Consider the following 19472-nt stretch of genomic DNA (forward strand, 5'->3'; position numbering starts at 1 on the left):
GGGGGGGGGGGTGGGGTTGTGGGGTGTGGGGTGGTGGTTGGTGGGTGTGGGGGGGGGGGGCGGGGGGCGGGGGTCCGGCCCGGGGCCGCCCCCCCCCCCCCCCCCCCCCCCCCCGGGCCCCGTCAGGCGGGCGGAGGGATCCGGGTCAGGCGGGTCCCACCGGCCTGCCAGGCATCAGTTGATCGGCGGGTAGGCGTTGGCCAGCAGTTCGCGGAACTGCGCCGAGAACCACTGACCCGAGATCGGCGCGTCCGCCAGCGCGCCCGTCAGGTTGTTGCCGTTGAGGTCGTTGCCGCGGTAGGTCGGGTCGCACATCCGGTCGAACCGCTTGCCCTCGTCGTTGTCGATCTCCTCGCTGGAGCCGTCGGACTCGCCAGGAGGCTTGACCCAGACGTAGGCGTCCAGACCGCTCGCCGGGCTGGCGGTCGGCCGCTCGCCCATGCCGGCGCCGCTCTGGTTGCACCAGTTGCCGGCGTGGATGCGCCGGTCGACCCGCGACTCCTCGACGAACTGGTTGACGTCGGTCGAGGAGCTCGGGCCGCTCGGGCGGTCGGAGCCGCCCCAGCCGTTGCGCGAGGTGTCGATCAGCATGCCGAGCCCGCTCCTGAAGCCCTTGGCGATCAGCGCGTCGCGCAGGGCACGGGCGAAGGTGAGCTCGTCGATGTAGTAGTTCCAGTCCACCCAGTCCGACTGGCGGACGGAGGTGCCGTTCACGTTCGTGTTGATGGTGAAGTGGGGCTCCGTGGTGATCGAGTAGTTGGCGGTGTTGACGATGAAGCCGTCCACGCTGTCCACGCCGGCCTCGGTGCCCGCGACGGTCTCGTGGAACAGGTCGACCGCGGGCTGGAAGTTCGAGTCCCAGCCCAGCCAGGCGTGGTGGGCGGCGTCGACGTAGGTGTAGACGTTCGAGATGGCGTGCAGCTGGTCGAGCGCGTAGCGGACGCCGTCGCGGTAGCCGCCGGCTCCGTTCGCCTCGCGGCAGTCCTCGAAGCTGTCGATGTTGGTGACCAGGTTCGGCAGCGAGTCGGGCTCGATGATCGTGACGATGCGCAGGTTGGCGTACTGCGGGTCGTCGAGGATGTCGGCGATCGGGTTGATGTACTCGTTCTTGTAGCGGTTGAACCCGTCCTCCGAGATGCGCAGCTCGCCGTTGGAGGCCAGCGCCGAGCAGTCGCGGTTGGGCAGGTTGTAGATGACGACCTGGATGGTCAGCGGCGCGGAGCCGTTGGCGGCGTCCTGGCTGACGGCCTCGTCGAGGTGCTCGCGCAGGCTCATGGCGCTGTCGGAGCCGCCGATCGCGGCGATCCTGTCCATCCACACGGCGGTCGAGATGTCGGCCACCGCGGATCCGCCGGGCTCGGCCGCGGCCTTGGCCGACCAGTTGGGGTTCACGTAGCCGGTGGCCCCGGAGTACGGGTTCTCGACGTGCGGGCCGGGCTCGTTGCCGCCGTCGTCGTCGGCCTCGGTGGCGGTGACCGTCCTCGAGGTCAGGCCGGTGGAGGCGACGGTGAAGGTGCGGGTGCCGTTGGCGGTGTCGGAGTCCTGGGCCGCGGCCAGGGTCACGGTCTGCGGGGTGTTCCAGTTCGAGGTGGTGAACGTGCGGCTGGCGCCGGAGGAGACGGTCAGGTCGGCGTCGCCGCTGCCCGCGGTGGAGGTGACGGTCACGCTCGACGAGGGCTGCTCGGCCAGGCGCACCGTGTACGTGCCGGTGGAGCCCTCGGGTACGGTCACCGACGTCGGCGAGACGATGATCGACTGCTCCGTGGTGGCGTCGTCGTCGACCTCGGTCGCGGTGACCGTGGCGCCGGTGACGCCGGTGCCGGTGACGCTGAAGGAGGCCGTGCCCGCCGTGGTGTCGCTGTCCTGGGCCGCGGCCAGGGTCACGGTCTGCGGCGTGTTCCAGTTGGACGGGGTGAAGGTCAGCGAGCCGCCCGAGCTCACGCTCAGGTCGGCGTCACCGTTGGTGCGGGTGGTGGTGACGGTCACGTTGGAGCTGGGGGCCGCGGAGAGCCGGGCCGTGAACGTGGCCGTGCCGCCCTCGTTCACGGCGACCGCGCTGGACGAGGTGACCACCGACGGGTTGGTCGGGGTCGTGCCGCCGCAGGTGGTGCCGTTGACGGTGAACGACGTCGGGTCGGGGTTGCTGCCCGTCCAGGTGCCGTTGAAGCCGACGGAGACGGAGGCGCCGCCGGCCAGGTTGCCGTTGTAGGACATGTTGGTGCCGGTGACGCGGGCGCCGGACTGGCTCCATTGGGCGCCCCACCCGCTCGGGGTGTACTTCTGGCCCGTGGTCGGATAGTCGAACGCCAGCGTCCACGAGCTGAGCGCGTCGCCGGTGTTCTTCAACGTGATGTTCGCGGTGAAACCGCCCTGACCTGGGCTGCTCGTCCACGAATTGGCGGAGTAGGTCACGTCGCAGGCGACCGCGGCGCTCGCGGCCGTGCTCTGGCCGACGACGAGACCTAAGGCCGCGACGCTCACGGCGGTCATGGTCACGGCCCATTTGCGGAGGCCGCGTTGGAGTCTCACGAGCGATCATCTCCAGTGCTAGGTGGCTGGGAGCGCTCCCATGGTGAGCCGGACTCGCAGCCGTGTACAGAGGGCCGCTTCCGCCGGCCTCATTGCCGCCCCGCATGCTCGCCGAATACCATGGAATGAGGATGAAACTTTCATCCCGGGCAGCCTGGTGAGAGGAAACACGGGGGTTACCCGGAAGCCATTCCGTTGACATACGCGGGGGTGCATCCACAATCCATCGTGGGAGCGCTCCCACACCCCCTACTCCCATGGAGACCCCGTGAAGTACAGACCCCCTCTCATCCTGACGCGCTTATCGAGGCGACTGGCCGTGGCCACGACCCTCGTCCTCGTGGCGAGCGCGACCGCGGCCGTGGCCGCCGCACCCGCCCAGGCGGCCGTGGCCTGTGACGTCACCTACACGGCCAACCAGTGGACGAGCAGCCCTGGCCAGGGCGGTTTCACCGCGAACATCACGTTGAAGAACACCGGCGACGCGCTCAGCTCGTGGACGCTGGCGTTCGACTATCCGACCACGGGCCAGAAGTACACCCCGAGCGGGTGGGGCGCCCAATGGAGCCAGTCCGGCACCCGCGTCACCGGCACCAACATGCCGTGGAACGGCAGCGTGGCCGGCGGGGCCTCCGTCTCCGTCGGCTTCAACGGCACCTGGACGGGCAGCAACCCCGACCCGACGTCGTTCACCGTCAACGGCACCACCTGCGGCGGCGAGGGCTCCAACGCGGCGCCCACCGTGTCGCTGACCTCCCCCTCGGCCGGCCAGACCTACACCGCCCCGGCGAGCGTGGCCATCGCGGCCAACGCGGCCGACTCCGACGGCACGATCTCGAAGGTCGACTTCTACCAGGGCTCCACCCTGCTCGGCACCGACACCTCGGCGCCGTACGCCTACAACTGGACCGGCGTGGCGGCCGGCAGCTATTCGATCACCGCCAGGGCCACCGACAACGGCGGCGCGACCACGACCTCGTCGCCCGTCGGGATCACGGTCTCGCAGAACACCGGGCCCGCCCTCGTCGTCAGCCCCACCAGCCTGTCCGTGCCCGAGGGCGGCACCGCGAGCTTCGGCGTGAAACTGTCGCAGGCGCCCTCGTCCAACGTGAGCGTCTCCGTCGCCCGCGCGAGCGGCGACGCCGACCTCACCGTCTCCAGCGGCGCCACCAGGACGTTCACGCCGTCGAACTGGAACACCGAGCAGAACGTCACGCTGGCCGCGGCCGACGACTCCGACACGACGAGCGGCTCAGCGGTCTTCCGGGTCAGCGCCACCGGCTACGACCCCGTCGACGTCACCGCCAACGAGGCGGACGACGACGTCGGCGGCGGCAACGAGTACGTCCAGCGCTTCGTCGAGCTCTACAACGAGCTCCACGACCCGGACAACGGCTACTTCTCTCCTGAAGGGGTGCCGTACCACTCGATCGAGACGTTCATGGTCGAGGCGCCGGACCACGGGCACGAGACCACGTCCGAGGCCTACAGCTACTACCTGTGGCTCGAGGCGGTCTACGGGCAGGTCACCGGCGACTGGTCGAAGTTCAACGACGCGTGGACCTCGCTGGAGACGTACATCATCCCGTCCACGGAGGACCAGCCGACGAACTCCTTCTACGACCCGTCCAAGCCGGCCACGTACGCGGCCGAGCACCTGGAGATCAGCAACTACCCGACCGCGATGGAGACCGGCGTCACCGTGGGCACCGACCCGCTGGCCAACGAGCTGCAGAGCGCGTACGGCACCCGCGACATCTACGGCATGCACTGGCTGCTCGACGTCGACAACACCTACGGCTTCGGCCGCTGCGGCGACGGCACGACCAGGCCCGCCTACATCAACACCTACCAGCGCGGCCCGGAGGAGTCGGTCTTCGAGACGATCCCGCAGCCGTCCTGCGACACGTTCGAGCACGGCGGGCCGAACGGCTACCTGGACCTGTTCATCGAGGACAGCGCCTACGCCAAGCAGTGGAAGTACACCAACGCCCCCGACGCCGACGCGCGGGCCGTGCAGGCGGCGTACTGGGCGCTGACCTGGGCCAAGGAGCAGGACAAGGAGTCGGAGATCTCCGCGACGGTGGCCAAGGCCGCCAAAATGGGCGACTACCTGCGCTACGCGATGTACGACAAGTACTTCAAGCAGCCCGGCTGCGGCAGTCCCTCGTGCCCGGCGGGCTCCGGCAAGAACTCCGCCGCGTACCTGCTGAACTGGTATTACGCCTGGGGCGGCGCGACCGACTCCAGCGCGGGATGGGCCTGGCGCATCGGCTCCAGCCACAACCACGCCGGCTACCAGAACCCGTTCGCGGCCTGGGCGCTGGCCAACGTGGCCGAGCTCAAGCCGAAGAGCGCGACCGGCTCCTCCGACTGGAGCACCAGCCTGACCCGCCAGCTGCAGTTCTACACCTGGCTGCAGTCGGACGAGGGCGCCATCGCCGGCGGCGCGACCAACAGCTGGGAGGGCCACTACGGCACCCGGCCGAGCGACCTGCCGAAGTTCCACGGCATGACCTACGATTGGCAGCCGGTCTACCACGACCCGCCGTCGAACCAGTGGTTCGGCTTCCAGGCGTGGACGATGGAGCGGGTGGCCGAGCTCTACAACGTCACCGGCAACGCCGACGCCAAGGCGCTGCTCGACAAGTGGGTGGAGTGGGCGCTCGACAACACCACGGTCAGCGCCGACGGCAGCTACGAGATCCCGTCGACGCTGCGGTGGAGCGGCGCGCCCGCGGGTGACTTCTCCGCCACGTCCGGCATGCCGCAGGCCAACCCGGACCTGCACGTGACCGTCCTGGACCACACGCAGGACGTGGGCGTCGCCGGTTCGTACGCCAAGGTGCTGATGTACTACGCGGCCAGGGCGAACCACGCCGAGGCGCGTGACACGGCCAAGGCGCTGCTCGACGGCGTCTGGGCGAACCGCGACGAGGCGGGCGTGTCCGTTCCGGAGACCAAGGCCGACTACCGCCGCGTCACCGACCCGGTGTACGTGCCGCCGGGCTGGAGCGGCGAGATGCCCAACGGCGACCCGATCAACGAGGACTCCACGTTCCTGTCGATCAGGTCCTTCTACGAGGACGACCCCGACTGGCCGAAGGTCGAGGCCTTCCTGAACGGCGGGGAGGCGCCGGTCTTCAACTACCACCGGTTCTGGGCGCAGGTGGACGTCGCCGTCGCGCTCGCCGAGTACGGGCGGCTCTTCCCGTGAGGAGGACGACTCTGATAGCGGCGGTGTCGCTGGTCCTGCCCCTGGTGACAGGGGTGGGGCCGGCGGCCCGTGCCGCCGAGCCCGCCTTCGCCTACGGCGAGGCGCTGCAGAAGTCCCTGTGGTTCTACGAGGCCCAGCAGTCGGGCGAGCTGCCCGACTGGAACCGCGTCTCCTGGCGCGGTGACTCGGCCGTGGACGACGGCGACGACGTGGGGACGGATCTCACGGGCGGCTGGTACGACGCGGGTGACCACGTCAAGTTCGGCTTCCCGATGGCGTTCTCCGCCACCATGCTGGCCTGGGGCGCGGTCGAGTACCGCGACGCCTACGCGGACTCCGGCCAGCTCTCCCACCTGCTGAACAACCTCACGTTCGTCAACGACTACTTCATCAAGGCCCACCCGTCGCCGAACGTGCTCTACGGGCAGGTCGGCAACGGCGGCACGGACCACGCGTGGTGGGGTCCGGCCGAGGCGATGGGGATGGAGCGGCCGGCGTACAAGATCGATGCTTCGTGCGGCGGGTCGGATCTGGCGGGGGAGACGGCGGCGGCGATGGCGGCCTCCTCGATCGTCTTCCGCCCGACAAATCCGGAATATGCCGACACGCTGGTGACGCACGCCGAACAGCTGTACTCCTTCGCCGACACGGTCAGGAAGAAGTACACCGAGTGCATCACCGACGCCTCCAGCTACTACAACTCCTGGAGCGGCTACAACGACGAGCTGGTGTGGGGCGCGATCTGGCTCTACCGGGCCACGGACGACGCCTCCTACCTGGCCAAGGCCGAGGCCGGCTACGACAACCTCGGCAACGAGCCGCAGACCAGCACCAAGTCGTACAAGTGGACGATCGCCTGGGACGACAAGTCCTACGGCGCGTACGTGCTGCTGCACAAGCTCACCGGCAAGCAGCGCTACCTCGACGACGCCAACCGCTGGCTCGACTGGTGGACGGTCGGCGTCAACGGGTCGAAGGTGGCCTACTCGCCCGGCGGCCAGGCCGTGCTCGACCGGTGGGGCTCGCTGAGGTACGCGGCCAACACGGCGTTCGCGGCGCTCGTGCACAGCGACTCGATCACGGACGCGACCCGCAAGGCCCGCTACCACGACTTCGCGGTCAGCCAGATCGACTACGCCCTCGGCGACAACCCGCGGGACTCCTCGTACGTGATCGGCTTCGGAGACAACCCCCCGCGGAACCCGCACCACCGCACGGCGCACGGCTCGTGGACCGACCAGATCACCAACCCCGAGCAGACCCGCCACACGCTGTACGGGGCGCTCGTCGGCGGCCCGCCCGACCCGAACGACGCCTACACCGACGAGCGGGACGACTACGTCATGAACGAGGTCGCCACCGACTACAACGCCGGTTTCACCAGCGCGCTGGCCCGGCTCTACCGGGAGTACGGGGGCGCTCCCGCGGCGAACTTCCCGCAGGAGGAGACCCCGGACGGGCCCGAGATCTTCGTCGAGGCCGGCGTGAACGCGTCGGGCTCGACCTTCACGGAGATCAAGGCCATCGTCCGTAACCAGTCGGCCTGGCCCGCCAGGGTGCTGTCCGACGGCTCGTTCCGCTACTACTTCACCCTCGACGGCTCGACGACGGCCTCGCAAATCAGCGTGTCGTCGGCCTACACGCAGTGCGCGGCGCCCACGCTTCACCCCACGGGCGGCACCACGTACTACGTGCGCATCGACTGCTCGGGCGAGGACATCGCCCCGGCAGGACAGTCGCAGCACCGCAGGGAGGTGCAGTTCAGGATCTCCAGCGCGGGCACGTGGGACCCGGCCAACGACTGGTCGTACCAGGGCATCCCCACCACGCCCGGCACGACGCCGGAGAGAACCGAACGCATCGCCCTCTACAGCGGCGACTCCAAGATCTGGGGTGAGCCCCCGGGTCCGGACGTGGAGGACGACACTGCGCCCAGCAAGCCCGGCACGCCCGCGGTCTCCGCGATCACGGGTTCGAGCGCCAGGCTCGGCTGGACGTCCTCCACGGACAACGTGGGAGTGGCCGGCTATGACGTCTACCTGGGGTCCACCAAGGTAGGCACGGCCACGACCACGTCCTACGACCTGACCGGGCTCACCCCTTCCACCGCATACACCGCCCACGTGGTGGCCAGGGACGCGGCGGGCAACACCTCGCCGCCGTCGGACGCCACGACGTTCACCACCTCCGACACGCCCGCGCCCGCTGACGGGTGCGCGGCGGAGTTCGAGGTGACGAACGCGTGGGGCGGCGCGTACCAGGCAGAGGTGACGGTGCGCAACGGCGGCACGGAGGCGATCGGCGGCTGGACGGTCGCCTGGACGTCGCAGAGCTCGATCACGCAGCTCTGGGGCGGCAGGCACACGGTCTCCGGCTCCGCCGTCACGGTCGCGAACGAGGCGTGGAACGGCTCGCTCGCCCCCGGCGCCACCACCACGTTCGGCTTCATCGCGAACGGCACGCCGGCCACACCCGACCCGATCACCTGCACCGCCACCTGACCCCGGGTCGAACCCGTCGGCCCCCGGCTGCGTATGAGGAGGTGAGGCGAAGCAACACTCCTGCCTTGTGACACATCCCGCCCGGATGGGACGGACGCGGCCCGATACCTCCAGTCGGCGCCGCGTCCGTTCGTGTCCTTCACCGGTTCATCTGGCTGTGGTGGCCTGCGCGAAGCGCTGCTTGGCCGCCTCGATGGCGGAGTCGTCCGAGAAGTCCGCGAACGCCTCCTCGTGGTAGCGCGGGGGGATGAGCCGCCTGACCCGCTCCGGATAACCCGCGCCCGCCTCGGGCACCTTGACGAGGGGCGGGATGCCGAGGCGTACGGCGATGGGCCCCGAGGCGCGCACGGAGACCGGCCATTCGCTGCTCTCGCCGGTGATGGCACACAGGTGACGGGCGTAGACCCACTTCACCTCGACGAGGGAGGACGCGCCGGCCGGTTCGGTCCCGAACGGCTCCACGGCGCACACGACGTCCGACTCGAAGGTGTGGCCGTGTGCATGGTGCTCGCCGGTCGACGCCCGTTCCAGGATCATGGTCACCTGGGCGGCGAGCTCCTCGTTCAGCTGGGCGGAGGGCTGCCTGCCCGCGAAGAACATCACCCCGGCCAGGGTCAGGCCGGCCAGGGTGACGCTCGCCGCGACAAGCCCGCGACGCGTTCTGATCACGAGCTGGTGCAGCTCAGGGTGGGTGCTGGGTTGGGGATGGAGCCGGTCGCGTTGAAGCCGAACGAGGTGGTCGCGTTCGGCGCGAGCTGGCCGTTGTAGGAGGCGTTCTTGACGGTCACGTTGGGCGGTTGCCCGGACAGGACGCCGTTCCACGGCGAGCCGTCGAAGGCCTGGCCGCCGCTGTAGGTCCAGGAGACCGTCCAGCCGTTCAGCGCGCTGTCGCCCGTGTTGCGCACGGTCACCTCACCCTGGAAGTGGCCGGCCCAGCCGTTGTCGGTGGCCTTCCACGTCGCGGTGCAGCCGCTGTCGCCGGGCGGCGGGTCGGTCGGCGTGACCGTGGGGTCGGGGTCGGGGTCCGTGCCGCCGCCGGGGCCGACTCCGGTCACTTCGCCGTTGCCGCCGTCGAAGACGACGTCGGAGCAGCTGTAGAAGTTCTCGTTGCTGTCCGAGCGGATCCAGTGGGTGAAGATGATGTGCCGCCCGCTCTTGCCGGACGGGAGCTGGGCGTTCCAGTAGTAGTAGCCGAGCCCGCCGGGGCCGCCGTTCTTGGGCGGGTCGGTGACGGTGCCGAACGGCTCGAGGTCGGACCACTTGAGCGGGCCGTTGGGGTTCCAGCCGTTCTTGGTGATGTAGTAGTCGAAGTCGCCCGGGTGCTCGGCCCAGTTGCTGTGCCGCATCTGGATGTTGGCGCCCGCGGTCAAGTGGGTGAGCGGCCAGTCGTCGCGGACCGCGTTGTAGGCCGAGAAGTCGTAGGGCCCGCCGGTGCCTCCGCTGCAGATCTGCCCGTCGGGGATGAATCCGGAGGTCCGGCCCGCGCCGTCGGAGCGCAGCACGGCGAACCAGTTGTACAGAGGGGTCGTGCCGCTCTGCGCGACCGCGTCGGCGCAGGCGGGGTTGTAGGGCTGAATCTGGCCGTTGTCCCGGAGGCCGTCCTGCCAGCACAGGAACGTGCGGCTGCCGGGGAACATCGTCACGCCGTGGGCCTGTGCCGGTGAGGGCACCATCAGGACACTCGTGATCAGGACCATGACGGCGGTGATCGCCGCCGACTTGAAGAACTTCATGGGGGAATTCCCTTGCGCTGACGACAGAGGAAGACCTGCCCATGACCAGCCCGCCCGGCCAGCGCATTGAATCACGGGTCCGGCCGATCCGACAACGCGCCGTGAAACTTTCAACCGATCTTGGTCATGGTTCCGCTGGTCGCCGCCGCCCGGGTGCTTGCCGCACATCGGTGCCGCCGGGAGGCTGCCATATTGGGAGCGCTCCCAGTACACTTCGTCACCAGACAGGACGGGGGCACATGCCAACGAGCTCGCGCGGCCGTGCTTTGCGAGGGGTGCGGCCGCGCGTTGGAGGGGTACGGCTGGTGCTGCCGTACCCCTCATCAACGCCGTCAGTTCGGGCCGAGTGCGGCCTCGATGTCGTCGAGCCGGGCCTCCAGCTCGCTCAGGCAGGCCGGCGCCAGCCGGCCCTCCCGCAGGCGGTCGGAGAGCTTGCCGCGCAGGCGCTCGGTCCCGCTCGACGCCGCGGGGCCGTGCGGCGCGACGAGGCCGTTCAGCACCTGGTTGAGGTCGAGCACGACGTCGGCGTCCGTCGCGCCGCACGGCGTCCTGTCCTCGAGCGTGGTCCTGAAGCCGGCCACCGCCTGCTCGACGGTGATCGCCGCGGACGGCGAGCTCTCGACCAGCGGCGACGCGGGGGACGGCCGCGGCTGCGCCGCCTGTTCCGGCATGTGGAGCTCCGACTGCTGGAACCAGAGCAGGATCGACAGCGCGATCGTCGCGGAGCCCGCGACCGTGAGCGCGCGCCTGACGTGCCGGCCCAGGGTGGCCGCGCCCAGCGCGCCGGTCAGCGCGGAGACGATCTCCGCCGCGCCCGGCCGCTCCTCCGGCCGGTGCGCGAGGCAGCGCTGGCACAGCGTGGCGACGGCGTAGGGCACGCCGGGCACCCGGGGAGGCGGCGCCGTCCTCCTGGCCGCCTCGATCTCCTCCCACGTCGTCTCCGGGTAGGGGGTGCGCCCGGTGAGCATGGTGTGCAGCAGCACGCCCAGGGCGTACACGTCGACCGCGGGATGGGTGGGCGCGCCGTGCAGCCGCTCGGGGGCGACGTAGGGAGGGGTCCCGCGGGCGTCGTCGGGGTCGCCCGCCCAGGCCGCGATGCCGAAGTCGAGCAGCTTCGGGCCGTCGGCGGTGAGCAGCACGTTCTCGGCCGTGACGTCCCTGTGGACCAGGCCGCGGGCGTGCCCGGCCATCAGCACCCTGGCCAGCCGCAGCGCGATCGCGGCGGCCTCGGTCCACGGCAGCGGGCCCTGCTCGACGCGCTCGGCCAGCGGCGTGCCGTCGAGCAGCGGCATCACCACGAACGCCGCGACGCCCCCGCCCGTGGTGACGGTCTCGCCGTAGTCGTAGATCTCGATGGAGTCGGGGTGGATGAACCTGGCCGCGGCGCGTGCCTCGCTCCGTACGCTGACGCGCTCGCCGTGGTCGGCGTGGAGCGACGAGGTGAGCACCTTGACCGCGACCATCCGGTGCAGGGACTGGTCGAAGGCGCGCCAGATGACCGACATGCCCCCGCGGGCCAGCGGATCCAGCAGCAGATACCGGCGGGCCAGCACATCCCCAGGCTCAAGCCGACTCACGGACGACCAGTTCCGTGGGGAGAACGGGGTCGATGCCCGCGGCGCCCGTCAGGAGCAGCCGGGTGGCGACCGTGGCGAGCTCCTCGACGGGCTGGCGGACGGTGGTCAGCGTGGGGACGGTGTGCCTGGCGACAGGGGCGTCGTCGAATCCGATCACCGCCACGTCGGTCGGCACCTTGCGCCCGGCCCTGCGCAGCGCCTGGATCGCGCCCGCCGCCATCAGGTCGGAGGCCACGAAGACGGCGTCGAGGCCCGGGGCGTGGCGTAACAACCACTGCATGGCGTGGGTGCCGGAGGCGGCGGTGAAGTCGCCGTAGGCCACGGGCACGTCGGGTGCGCCCGCCGCCTGCAGGGTGCGCACCAGGCCGTCTAATCGGTCGCGCGCGGCAGGTAATGAGGGCGGCCCGCCGATGGCGGCGACGTTGCGGCGGCCGGTCAGCAGGAAGTGCTCCGCCGCCTGTCGGCCGCCGTCGATGTTGTCGACGTCGACGTAGGGGAGTTTGAGGTCGTGGGGCGGGCGGCCGATGTTGCGCACCGGGATGCCCGCGGTGGACAACTTGATCGCCAGGGGGTGGCGCTCTCTCGCGCCCACGATGAGCACCGCGCCGGACAGGGCGGGCAGCGTGGACGACGTGGGGGTGACGGTGGTCACCATGAGATGGGTGCCGTGTTCGGCGATCACGCTGCCGGCCGCGGACAGGAGCCTGGCGTAGTAGGGTTCGGAGAAAAGCCGGGGAAGGTGGTCACAGATCACCGCTGTGACACCGTCGGCCATGGTTTTGGCGGCCGTTCCCCGTGGTGCGCGTTGCCGTACGTAGCCCATTCGGGAGACGGCGTCGTAGACTTGGCGGCGGGTCGAAGTGCTGACCCGCACCGAGCCGGTGAGGACTCGTGATGCGGTCGCGGGGGAAACCCCTGCAGCGGCCGCCACCTGTGCCAGTGTGGGCTGCTCGGTCATGGAGCACCTCGCGGAAAGATCCTGGGAGCGCTCCCACGTTACCAATGTTTCGCCGCTGTTAATAGGGCCTTTGCAAGGAGTGCGTCCTGCTGTACGGACGCGCTCCGGATCGATCGGCCAGGCATGCCGGTAGCCGTGGAAGCCTCCCGGGCCGCCGGATTTCCGACGGCCCGTTCAGGCATTTACGGCCCCTCCCTATGGGGTCACCCGAGGCCGACGTCCGCGTCGTCCAGCTCCGGATCGGTGACATCGTCGCCGGAGTCCGGCTCCGACCGGTCGGACCGCGAGGGCTGGCAGCTCGAGCCGCAACCGCCGAAACGCGAGGTGTTCATCGGGTGGAACTCGGTCTCCGGCACGCCCTTCAGCGCCAGGAGCATGGTGTCCTTCCAGATCGGCCCGGGGATCGAGGCCCCGAAGACCGAGCTGTAGTAGCGGCCGCCGATGGTGACGCCGTTGAGCTTGTGCTTCTGCGCGCCCCGCGTGTCACCGATGCTGACCGCCCCCGCCAGATCGGGGGTGAACCCGGCGAACCAGGCGGCGGCCTGGTCGTCCGTGGTGCCGGTCTTACCGCCCGCCGGGCGGCCGATGCCGCCGACGCCGCGCATCGTGCCCTTGGTGAAGACCCCCTCCAGGATGTACGACGCGGCGTCCGCGACCTCTGGATCCAACGCCTGCTTGCACTCGGGCTGGTACGTCTTCGTCTTGCCGTACCGGTCGGTGATCTTGCTGATGGCCATGGGCTTGCAGTATTTGCCCCGGGCGCCGATCGCCGCGTAGGCGGTGGCCACGGTCACCGGGTCCATCTCGTTGGTGCCGAGCGTGAACGTCTCGAACTCCGTCAGCGGCAGCCCGTCGGAGCGCTTGATGCCCAGCGACTTGGCCGTCTTGACCGTGTCGCACAGCCCGACCTTCTGCTCCAGCGCCACGAAGAAGGTGTTCACCGAGCCCCAGGTGCCGGTGGCCAGCGACTTGAAGCCGCCGCCGCCCCCCTCGGCGTTGGTGACGGTGTGGGAGGGGTCGCCGATGTTCTCGCCCTTGCAGTTCTTGAACGAGGAGTAGTAGGGCGCGCGGTAACCGCTGCCGGTGGAGACCCCGTCGTGGATCTTCATGCCCTCCTTGAGGGCGGTGAGCAGCGTGAAGACCTTGAACGTCGAGCCCGCCTGGAAGCCGGTGCCGCCGCCGTGCACCGCGTCGGCGACCACGTTGTACGACATCTCGTTCTTGCGCTTGTTGTCGCCGTACTTGCGGCTTGCGGCCATCGCCTTGATCGCGCCCGTGCCCGGCTCCACCAGGGCTTCGGAGGCGACCGCCTTGTCCGACGCGTGCACGTGCTTCCTGATGGCCCGGTCGGCGGCCTTCTGCATCTTCGGGTCGAGCGTCGTCTGGATCGTCAGGCCGCCCCGGTTGAGGAACTGGGTCCTGGCCTTCTTCGTCGCACCGAAGATCTTGTTGCTGAGGATCTCGTTGCGCACGTACATGCAGAAGTAGGGGTAGGCGCTGGCCCCGCAGCCGCCGGGCAGCGGCTGGCCCTTGTCGAAGCCGAGCTTCTCGGCCTTGGCCTCCTTGGCCTGCGCGGGCGTGATCTTGCCCAGCTCGGCCATCCTGTCGAGCACCACGTTGCGCCGGTGCAGCAGCCGCTCGCGCTGTTCCCTGCCGAGGTTGGGGTCGGTCGCGTTGGGGTCCTGCACCGCGCCGGCCAGGGTGGCGGACTGCACCAGGTTCAGGCTGGTCGCGTCGACTCCGAAGAAGCGCTTGGCCGCCGCCTCGACGCCGTAGGCGCCGGCCCCGAAGTAGGCGATGTTGAGATATTTCTCGAGGATCTGGTCCTTGGTGTACTTCTCCTCGACCGCCATCGCGTAGCGCAGCTCCCTGAGCTTGCGCGCGTAGCTGGCCTCGAGCGCCGCGTTCTTCTCCTTCTCGGTGGTCGCCGAGTTGAGCAGCACCTGCTTGACGTACTGCTGGGTGATGGACGAGCCGCCCTGGGCGATGCCGCCGGAGCTGAGGTTCTTGGCCAGGGCGCGCAGGGTGCCCTCGATGTCGATCGCGCCGTGCTCGTAGAAGCGGAAGTCCTCGATCGAGATGATGGCCGTCTTCATGATTTCGGCCACGTCGGCGAGCTTGACGTTCTCGCGATATTCCTCGTAGAACTGCGCGATCTGGTTGCCCTTGGCGTCGAGCACCGTCGTCTTCTCCGCGAGCGGGGGCTCCTTGAGCTCCTCGGGCTTGATGCCGAGCTCCTCCGATGCCGAGACGAACATCGCTCCCGTGCCTCCGACCGCCGGCAGCGCGATGGCCGCGGTCACCACACCTGCAGCCACCGCCGCACCGGTCAGGCGCGCGATACTCGACATACGGGACATGCTGGTAATACCTCCCCCTCTTGGCATTCGGGTGCATCCTAAACCCAGCCATGACGTGTTCTATGTAAAACCTTGGACCCTGTGAGACGGGAGTTTGTTCGGGCGGCGCGGCCGGTTTTCCCGTGTCTGTAGGTATATCTGACGTTCGTGCTGCATGGGGCCCCTGTGCGGGCTGTGGCGATCTTTCTCCTCGCGATCGGCCGATTTCCCCCAGCCGAGGGCAAAGAAGCGTGTTGTCTGGCGGGTCCCCTGCCACCCGTCTGGCAACGTCGGCCAGGGCGTTTCCTGCTGGCCTTGGTGGAGGAGTCTTATGCGTGGTGTCGGACATAGCGCGGACTTCGACCGTCTGCTCTCGGCCGCCAGGTCATATTGGGGCGACACTCCCGGCGGCGACGGCTGCGTCGTGGCAGAGGCGTACGACGACGACATCCGGGTCGTGACGCGCACGCTGCTGGTCGCGAGGGCCGTGTGCGACCTGATCCCGGCGCGGCTGGTCGTGCTGACCGGCCCCGAGTGGCGGCGCCTCGCGGAGGCGTTCGGCGCCGCCGGCGACGTCCAGCCGGAGCTGCCACCCCTCGCGCTCGTCACCAGCCGCGCCGACCGCTCGGTGACCAGGGAGATCCCGGTCGTGCACGTCCACGGCACCGGCTCGCTGAAGGCGTACACGATGTTCCCCGACCAGGGCCCGTGCTCCTTCTTCGACGAGCTGCCCGCCAGGGTCGGCGCGTTCTTCGAGCGGCACGTGTGGCCGCACAGGAAGACGATCAGGCCCGGGGCCGAGCGGGTCGCATGGCGGGCGAAGAGCGGATACCAGCTCCGTACGGACACCGAGCGCCGCCAGCTCCGCTACTACGGCTGCTCCCGCCTGGGCATCGACGCCGACCGGCCGACGATCGCCGTGTTCGGCCACACCCCGGGACAGGACACCGAGCTGTACGACGCGACGGCGGAGTTCGCCGCGTCCGACGAGTCCGCGAACTGGCTGTTCCTCGACCCCGTCGCGAACGGCCATTCCCGGATGAAATGTGTGACCGGCGCCCTGTCCACCAACATGCTGTGGAGCGTGACGGACGTGGGCGTCACCTTCAGGGACAGCGACCTGCCCGCCTTCGGCATCCCCGTCATCCAGGCAGGCTGGTCGGAGGGCAGCGCCTGCGGCGCCACCTATCTGGCCCGCTCGCCCGCGGACCACCGCGGCCTGCTGGAGGAGGCCATCGGCAGGCACGCCAAGGGCGAGTCGTTCCTCGGCCCCGAGCAGCGCGAGCGCGCCCGCCTGTGGCTCTGGCTGCGCCGCTGCGGCTCCGACGTCCCCACCCAGCTCCTGCCGCACTGGGAGCACGGCACTGAGGACTACGCCCGAGCCCTCGCCGTCAACCTCCGGTACGTCGAGCGCGACGGCGACCCCCTCTACCGTGCCGTCGCCCGCATGTGGGATCGGCGCGAGCCCGTGCTCACCCGATTCGACTTCCACGACCCGGCAGCGCTGGCCACCACCATCACCCCCGAGAGGAGCATCCGATGACCAGCAGCACAGGATCCGACACCGACACCGACCTCGACCAGGTGATCCTGCCCGCGATACCACCCGTGCACCTGCTCAGCGGGCAAGTTCCCTCGCTTCAGGTGACCGACCGGCTGCACAGGGGCAGCCACATCGTCGGCAGATTCGAGACCTCGGGGCTGGCCGGTTTCAAGGTGGCCGCGCAGGGACGCCCGCTGCGGGTACTGCTGACGCTGTCGGCCGACGACCGGTCGGTGAGCGGCTGGCACACAGGAAAACCCGTGCCAGGCGGCCCGCTCACGCGGCTCGTGCAGATCCGCTCCCAGGGGCGGCTGCGCCAGTGCCTCCTGCTGAAAGGCCGGCGGTCGCACGCCAAGGTGGCCTTCGACCTCGCGGCCGAGGAGATCCCCGACGACGGCCTCGTCTGCATCGAGGCGCTCGACATCATGGAGGGCGACGGCGTCGGCGAGGAGGTGCGCCGCATCGTGTCCGGGCGCGTCGCCCCCGACGGGGTGGCCGGCGTGCGCCTCGACAAGGTCGTGCTGGACGAGCCGCCGGAGGTGGACTTCGACCCGGACACGCTCGACGGCTCCCGCTGCGAGCTGTCGACGCTGATCAGCGCCGGCGGGCTGGCCAACCTCAACCGGCAGGGCGTACGCGTGCTGCGGTCGGGCATGTTCGTCGTCAACCCCGTGCTGAAGGACACCTTCGGCGCGACCGGCCGCATCACCCTGAGGCTCGGCACCAAGGCCGAGCCGGCCAGCCTCATCCCCGCGTCGTGGCGGCGGGTGAACAGCGAGCTGCGCTGGCTGCGGCACGCCACCAAGAAGCTGCTCGGCTCGGCGGCGCCCAGGGTGGATCGGGTGCTCAGCGTCAGGGACGGCGAGGCGGTCGAGTTCGAGCAGCGGCCCTGCGGCAACGTGACGGAGCTGGAGCTGGCCAGCCCGACGACCTCGCCGCTGCTGGTCTTCGTCGCCTCCGGACGCGGCGTGCTGACGACCCTGGAGTCAGGCATCTCGCACTGACCGGATCAATGGAAAATGCCAGATCTTCCGTGAAAACGCCGTGCTGAGGGCAGTCTGTATGGATGACCGAGCGTGGATTGCGAATCGAAGCCACACGATACGTGCACTGCACGGTCATGCGCGCCGGCGGTGAGCTCGACCACGAGGGCAGGGTCAGGTTCAGCGCCTGCATCACGTCCGTGTGGGACTGGTCGCAGGGGCCCGTGCTCGTGCTCGACCTGCACGACCTGGACTTCTACGACTCGTCGGTCATCGGGGTGCTCGCGATGGCCATGCAGCGGATGGAGGAGGAGCGCAGCGGCGGCCGGATCATCCTCGTCCAGCCGGACCAGCACCTGCTGTCGGTGCTGCGGCTGACGGACCTGCTGTCGCACGTGGAACTGGCCGACAGCGTCGACCAGGTCGTGGCGGAGCTGATGGTGCAGGCGCAGGACGGGTCGCCAGGGCGGGCCTCACCACGCGTGATCACCAGGGACGCCGGGCGAGACGATCGCCGCTGAGCGGCTCCGCGCGGACGGCGGAGCCCGCCACGTGCGTCACGTTCAGAGCCCGTACGCCTCCAGGAGCCGCAGCCACACCTCGCTGACCGTCGGGAAGGACGGCACCGCGTGCCAGAGGCGGTCGAGCGGCACCTCGGCGGTGACGGCGATCGTGGCGGCATGCAGCAACTCGGCCGCCCCCGGCCCGGCGAACGTGACGCCGAGCAGCACCTTCCTGTCCTCGTCGACGACGGCCCTGGCCTGGCCGCGGTAGCCGTCGCCCAGGAGATAGGCACCGGTGACCGAGCCCATGTCGTAGTCGACGACGCGCACCCGGAAGCCGTCCGCGCGGGCCACGGCCTCGGTACGGCCGACCGCGCAGATCTGCGGATCGGTGAACACCACCTGCGGCGCGCCGTAACCGCCCGCCAGGTCGCGCATCGCGGGCAACTCCTCACCGCGGGCCCGCGCGGCGATCACGTCACCGCAGACCCTGGCCTGGTACTTGCCCATGTGCGTGAGCAGCGCGCGCCCGTTGACGTCGCCCACGGCGTACAGCCAGCCATCGGAGACCCCGGTCGCGCGCATGCTGTCGTCGACCTCGATCGGGACGTTGTCGGGCAGGCCCACCGTGCCGAGCCCCACGTCGCGGACGGCGGGTCGGCGTCCCGTGGCCACCAGCAGCTCGTCCGCCTCCAGCACGGGCCCCTCGGGCAGGTGCACCGTCACCTTCCCGTCCGGCTCCGGCCGCTCGACCCGGCTGACCTGGGTGCCGGTGCGCACGGTGATTCCCGCGTCCGCGAACGACCGGGCGAGCAGCTCACCGGCGAACGGCTCCATCCTGCCCAGCAGCCCGTCGCCGCGTACCAGCAGGGTGGTCTGCCGGGCGCCCAGGCCGTGCATCGCCTGCGCCATCTCGCAGGCCACGACCCCGCCGCCGAGCACCACGAGCCGCTCGGGGATCACGCTGGTCGCGGTCACCTCGTGGCTGGTCCACGCATTCGCCTCGGCCAGCCCGGGCACGGGAGGCACGGCGGGCGTACTGCCCGTCGCCACCACGACGGCCTGGTGGGCCGTCAGCAGCCGCTCGCCGCCGTCCGCCAGGGCGACGCGCACCCGCCTCGGACCGTCGAGCCTGCCGCGCCCGCGGACGAACTCGGCCGGCACGCCCTCGATCCACCCCACCTGGCCGGAGTCGTCGAAATGGCCGACGGTCTCGTCACGACGGGCCAGCACCGCCGCCGCGTCGATGGGCCCGAGCTCCATGCCGGGCACCCGCGCCACCTCGCCCGCCAGATCGACCGGCCGCAGCAGCGCCTTGCTCGGCACGCACGCCCAGTAGGAGCACTCCCCGCCCGCCAGCCGCTCCTCGACGATCGCGGCCGTGAGGCCGCCGCGCACGGCCCGGTCCACGACGTTCTCACCGGCGGGACCGGCGCCGATCACGACGACGTCGAACTCGTCAGCCACCTTGCCTCCCAAGCACTCGATTCGGACGTGGGGAAACTCTTTCACGTCCGTGCGCCTATTACCGGGAACCTCCCGGCCCGTCGCCGGGGTGAGAGGCCTTTCATCTGGCACTCATGGTGGTC

12 protein-coding genes are annotated in these 19472 nt (G+C 70.1%); 5 read left to right on the plus strand and 7 right to left on the minus strand.

Annotation, left to right across the window (positions count from 1 at the left end):
* Positions 1-174 precede the first annotated feature (174 nt).
* Positions 175-2490 (minus strand): glycoside hydrolase family 6 protein, encoded by a 2316-nt coding sequence (locus tag ACZ6SA_RS18990; RefSeq protein ID WP_465829523.1) that lies wholly within the window; start codon positions 2488-2490, stop codon positions 175-177.
* A gap of 358 nt (positions 2491-2848) precedes the next feature.
* Between ACZ6SA_RS18990 and ACZ6SA_RS18995 the strand changes: the two genes are divergently transcribed.
* Both ACZ6SA_RS18995 and ACZ6SA_RS19000 read left to right on the plus strand, forming a co-directional pair.
* Positions 2849-5746 carry a glycoside hydrolase family 48 protein gene (locus tag ACZ6SA_RS18995; RefSeq protein WP_465829235.1) on the plus strand — a complete coding sequence of 966 codons (2898 nt, stop codon included), beginning with the start codon at positions 2849-2851 and terminating at the stop codon, positions 5744-5746.
* Positions 5689-8247, plus strand: coding sequence for a glycoside hydrolase family 9 protein (locus ACZ6SA_RS19000; protein WP_465829525.1), 2559 nt, complete (start codon positions 5689-5691; stop codon positions 8245-8247). Before ACZ6SA_RS18995 ends, ACZ6SA_RS19000 begins: the two co-directional genes overlap by 58 nt.
* A gap of 147 nt (positions 8248-8394) precedes the next feature.
* Here the strand turns inward: ACZ6SA_RS19000 and ACZ6SA_RS19005 are convergent, their stop codons facing one another.
* The 5 genes from ACZ6SA_RS19005 to ACZ6SA_RS19025 all read right to left on the minus strand — a co-directional run bounded on the left by ACZ6SA_RS19005 (position 8395) and on the right by ACZ6SA_RS19025 (position 14866).
* Positions 8395-8916, minus strand: a complete 522-nt coding sequence (locus ACZ6SA_RS19005) for a hypothetical protein (RefSeq protein ID WP_347647946.1) — start codon at positions 8914-8916, stop codon at positions 8395-8397.
* Complete coding sequence (locus tag ACZ6SA_RS19010) at positions 8913-9980, minus strand: lytic polysaccharide monooxygenase auxiliary activity family 9 protein (protein WP_347647945.1); 1068 nt, start codon at positions 9978-9980, stop codon at positions 8913-8915. The genes ACZ6SA_RS19005 and ACZ6SA_RS19010 overlap by 4 nt, the downstream gene beginning before the upstream one ends.
* 332 nt (positions 9981-10312) lie before the next feature.
* The gene (locus ACZ6SA_RS19015; RefSeq protein ID WP_465829238.1) at positions 10313-11533 is read right to left on the minus strand and encodes a serine/threonine-protein kinase; all 1221 of its coding nucleotides are present in this window, start codon (positions 11531-11533) and stop codon (positions 10313-10315) included.
* 10 nt (positions 11534-11543) lie between these two features.
* A complete protein-coding gene (locus ACZ6SA_RS19020) occupies positions 11544-12515 on the minus strand; it encodes a LacI family DNA-binding transcriptional regulator (protein ID WP_347647943.1) in 972 nt (323 codons plus the stop codon).
* A gap of 203 nt (positions 12516-12718) precedes the next feature.
* Entirely contained in the window at positions 12719-14866 is a 2148-nt protein-coding gene (locus ACZ6SA_RS19025; RefSeq protein ID WP_347647942.1) for a transglycosylase domain-containing protein, read from the minus strand.
* A 319-nt stretch (positions 14867-15185) separates the two neighbouring features.
* Here ACZ6SA_RS19025 and ACZ6SA_RS19030 point away from each other — a divergent pair, with 319 nt between their 5' ends.
* The 3 genes from ACZ6SA_RS19030 (at position 15186) to ACZ6SA_RS19040 (ending at position 17901) form a co-directional block, all read left to right on the plus strand.
* The gene (locus ACZ6SA_RS19030; protein ID WP_347647941.1) at positions 15186-16397 is read left to right on the plus strand and encodes a hypothetical protein; all 1212 of its coding nucleotides are present in this window, start codon (positions 15186-15188) and stop codon (positions 16395-16397) included.
* Complete coding sequence (locus tag ACZ6SA_RS19035) at positions 16394-17401, plus strand: hypothetical protein (protein ID WP_347647940.1); 1008 nt, start codon at positions 16394-16396, stop codon at positions 17399-17401. The genes ACZ6SA_RS19030 and ACZ6SA_RS19035 overlap by 4 nt, the downstream gene beginning before the upstream one ends.
* Before the next feature lie 62 nt (positions 17402-17463).
* Positions 17464-17901 (plus strand): STAS domain-containing protein, encoded by a 438-nt coding sequence (locus ACZ6SA_RS19040; RefSeq protein ID WP_465829241.1) that lies wholly within the window; start codon positions 17464-17466, stop codon positions 17899-17901.
* Between the two features lie 42 nt (positions 17902-17943).
* On the opposite strand, the gene ACZ6SA_RS19045 is transcribed toward ACZ6SA_RS19040, so the two are convergent.
* A complete protein-coding gene (locus tag ACZ6SA_RS19045; protein WP_465829243.1) occupies positions 17944-19350 on the minus strand; it encodes a dihydrolipoyl dehydrogenase family protein in 1407 nt (468 codons plus the stop codon).
* Positions 19351-19472: the final 122 nt, after the last annotated feature.

The sequence above is a fragment of the Nonomuraea sp. NPDC049378 genome, from assembly GCF_055586745.1.

Bases quoted from the DNA above. Each gene is read 5' to 3' on its own strand.
- ACZ6SA_RS18990 (WP_465829523.1), bottom strand. From the start codon at position 2,490: ATGACCGCCGTGAGCGTCGCGGCCTTAGGTCTCGTCGTCGGCCAGAGC.
- ACZ6SA_RS19010 (WP_347647945.1), bottom strand. From the start codon at position 9,980: ATGAAGTTCTTCAAGTCGGCGGCGATCACCGCCGTCATGGTCCTGATC.
- ACZ6SA_RS19020 (WP_347647943.1), bottom strand. From the start codon at position 12,515: ATGACCGAGCAGCCCACACTGGCACAGGTGGCGGCCGCTGCAGGGGTT.
- ACZ6SA_RS19025 (WP_347647942.1), bottom strand. From the start codon at position 14,866: ATGTCGAGTATCGCGCGCCTGACCGGTGCGGCGGTGGCTGCAGGTGTG.
- ACZ6SA_RS19030 (WP_347647941.1), top strand. From the start codon at position 15,186: ATGCGTGGTGTCGGACATAGCGCGGACTTCGACCGTCTGCTCTCGGCC.
- ACZ6SA_RS19035 (WP_347647940.1), top strand. From the start codon at position 16,394: ATGACCAGCAGCACAGGATCCGACACCGACACCGACCTCGACCAGGTG.
- ACZ6SA_RS19040 (WP_465829241.1), top strand. From the start codon at position 17,464: ATGACCGAGCGTGGATTGCGAATCGAAGCCACACGATACGTGCACTGC.